We start from the raw sequence: 2,563 nt of genomic DNA on the forward strand, positions 1-2,563 counted from the left end.
ATCGACCCTTGATTTTGATTCACCTCGACGCCCTTTTTCGCCCCATGATTCGTAGCAGGAACACATCACACAATTCGGGGTACCGCCGACATTTTAACGAAAACATACGCTAAGACATTTAGTGGAATGAGAATTCGGTTTCCCCCTACTCTAAGAGTTCCTTGACATATGAAGAAATAGGGTATATATACACCGCGAGCTTCATATTCATTCGGATTTATGTGACGGCCGAGCTGGTTTAGTTTAAGAGCGAGGGCGTATAGTGGACCCGTAAAACTGGACACCAGATAGGAGGACAGTTGGGTTACACTATACTCCAAGACCAACTCCAACGGGCTAGTGCGCTCAATATTCTCATCAATGCGATCAGCGTGTGGAATACGGTTTACTTGACCAAGGCAATGGAATTCATAAAGGCACAAGGTGAGCTCCAGGAGGAGCTATTGCATCACATTTCCCCGCTAGGGTGGGAACACATTAATTTCTTAGGCGAATACACATTCAACGTAAGTCAACCTAGGGATCTGGATTCACTGCGGCCGCTTCGCGTTCAAACACAGGCACCTTAGAGTAAAGAAAACCGCTATTTAGGTTCCAATAAATGTCTTAGCGTATGTTTTCGTTAAAATGTCGGCGGTACCCCTATACGCAGATCCGTATCGGCAATGACACAAAGTGATGGGCACTCCATATCCGTTGTTGATTTAGGTCAACAGTAATCCCCTCACACAATTGCAGGCCTCAGATCAATCTTTGCATCTCCTAGGGGCGGGCACTCCATCGACGATCTAAGAGCAACGCTCGTTCCCACCAGGGTCGGTCAAGATAACTGGTTCCAAAGGATCGGAAGGGCAGACTCTACGACTTTGCGGCTCCGATTCCCGTATCCGCGTTCTCTGAGATTGGTAAGTGCACAACGCTGACGGGGACGGACACATTACTCTAGCACGGTGAGAGTCTGACCAAAGCCGAAAATCACGAAATGCAGCCACGAAATTACACCTCGTTTGCAGAGCGATCAATACCGTTGAGTGCTTTAACACACTGTCGACGATTTCGCCATGTCAACAGAGCGTTGCTGGATGAACAACCGACTAAGGAGAGTTTTTTCAATTATGGAATACGAATAGCTCATTTTTATCCTCCGTTTCATGTCCACCCGGCCGGTATGGTGAGGGGCGTTTCGTTTTGCCCCTCTACTCTTTACAACAATCTGACTGGTGCTTTTGAGAACCCCTCTCATCAATTTTTTTCGTGGTCTCTAAAATTAATCGCCAACAAACTCGCTGTTCGCCATCTTGCCGACTTTTCTCCGGCAACATAGTGGACAGTCGACGCATCTCATCCACAAAGCAGGCACACAGTTCCTCGGCTACATCCATCTTCCCTTCCCGAGCTTCATGGAGTAGACGATGCACTCTCTCGATCGAGCACTTCACTGAGCATCATCTCCCGTATCTGTTGAATCGCCTGACGATGAATTTTGCTGACCATTCTTTGACTCACGCCGCACATCTGACCGATCTCGCGTTGCGTTCGTCCCTCAAAATAGAGACCAAGCAAGACCTGCCGTTCTCTCTCCGGCAACTGTTCCAGCAGCACCTTTAGTGCTACGGTCTCTTCGATGCTGGATGAGCCATCGAGAATGTGTTCAATGCGTTCCTCTTCATGCTCTGCATCCAAAGGAGTATTGAGAATCAACGCTTCGCGATGCCATCGTTGACACCGTTTTTGTTCATTGAGCATCTCATTGCATATTCCGGAATCTCTTGGACAGGGATTCCGTTAAGTCTTGGACGCTAATTCCGAAAACTCTCGGCCTCGTATTCCAATAACTCTTGGACACCCTTTCCGAAAAGTCTTGGACAGGTAACATCTTCGTTCAAGGCCTCCCTACCTAGTTCCTCCGCTCGTCTGTGTGGGATACCAAATCAAGCAGGGAAATTACCCCTTTTGTCGGATTTTGTTGTATCCGGGAAAGGAGGCAATGTCTTGGCTGAATGGAGGTTGTCCATGCCAAAGCTCAAGGAAGTCTTACGTCTGCACCATGAAGGAGGTTTGAGTCGTCGAGCTATCGCCGCCAGTCTAGATATCTCGCGTAGTACCGTGACCCATGTTTTAACTCGTGCTGAGACTGCTGGGGTTGGTTGGCCGTTACCTTCCGAGTTGGAGGACGAGTCCAAACTGGAATGCACGTTGTACCCTGCTGTCACTGGTCGGCCGCGAAAAATTGAAGAGCCCGACTGGAGCTACGTACACCAGGAACTACGCAGGAAAGGCGTCACCTTACAACTGTTGTGGATCGAGTATAAGCAGGAACATCAGGATGGATACCAGTACAGCCAATTCTGCGAACACTATCGCCAATGGAAAAAGAAGCTAGACGTGTCCATGCATCAACAGCACCGCGGTGGTGAAAAGATGTTTGTGGATTACACTGGGCAAACGGCGTCCATTATCGACCGTGACACCGGGGAAGTCCGTGAGGCGCAAATTTCATGAGGCACTCCAGACATTGCCCGCAGCAGAACAAAAAAAGCCGACGGCCGCCAGGATGGGGCTA

General features: G+C 49.0%; 1 protein-coding gene and 3 pseudogenes. 3 read left to right on the forward strand and 1 reads right to left on the reverse strand.

What is annotated here, in order from left to right; genetic code table 11:
* Window positions 1–293 precede the first annotated feature (293 nt).
* A pseudogene (locus M4I36_RS14815) lies at window positions 294–569 on the forward strand (Tn3 family transposase); the annotation flags it as partial.
* Between the two features lie 829 nt (window positions 570–1,398).
* On the opposite strand, the gene M4I36_RS14820 reads toward M4I36_RS14815, so the two are convergent.
* Complete coding sequence (locus tag M4I36_RS14820) at window positions 1,399–1,746, reverse strand: sigma-70 family RNA polymerase sigma factor (protein WP_258112535.1); 348 nt, start codon at window positions 1,744–1,746, stop codon at window positions 1,399–1,401.
* A gap of 267 nt (window positions 1,747–2,013) precedes the next feature.
* On the opposite strand from M4I36_RS14820, the pseudogene M4I36_RS16930 reads away from it, so the two are divergent.
* Window positions 2,014–2,130: pseudogene (locus M4I36_RS16930) on the forward strand (helix-turn-helix domain-containing protein); the annotation flags it as partial.
* Between the two features lie 105 nt (window positions 2,131–2,235).
* Window positions 2,236–2,496: pseudogene (locus tag M4I36_RS16935) on the forward strand (IS21 family transposase); the annotation flags it as partial.
* Between the last annotated feature and the right edge of the window lie 67 nt (window positions 2,497–2,563).

It is taken from the genome of Alicyclobacillus sp. SP_1 (genome assembly GCF_024706985.1).
Lineage (GTDB): Bacteria > Bacillota > Bacilli > Alicyclobacillales > Alicyclobacillaceae > Alicyclobacillus_I.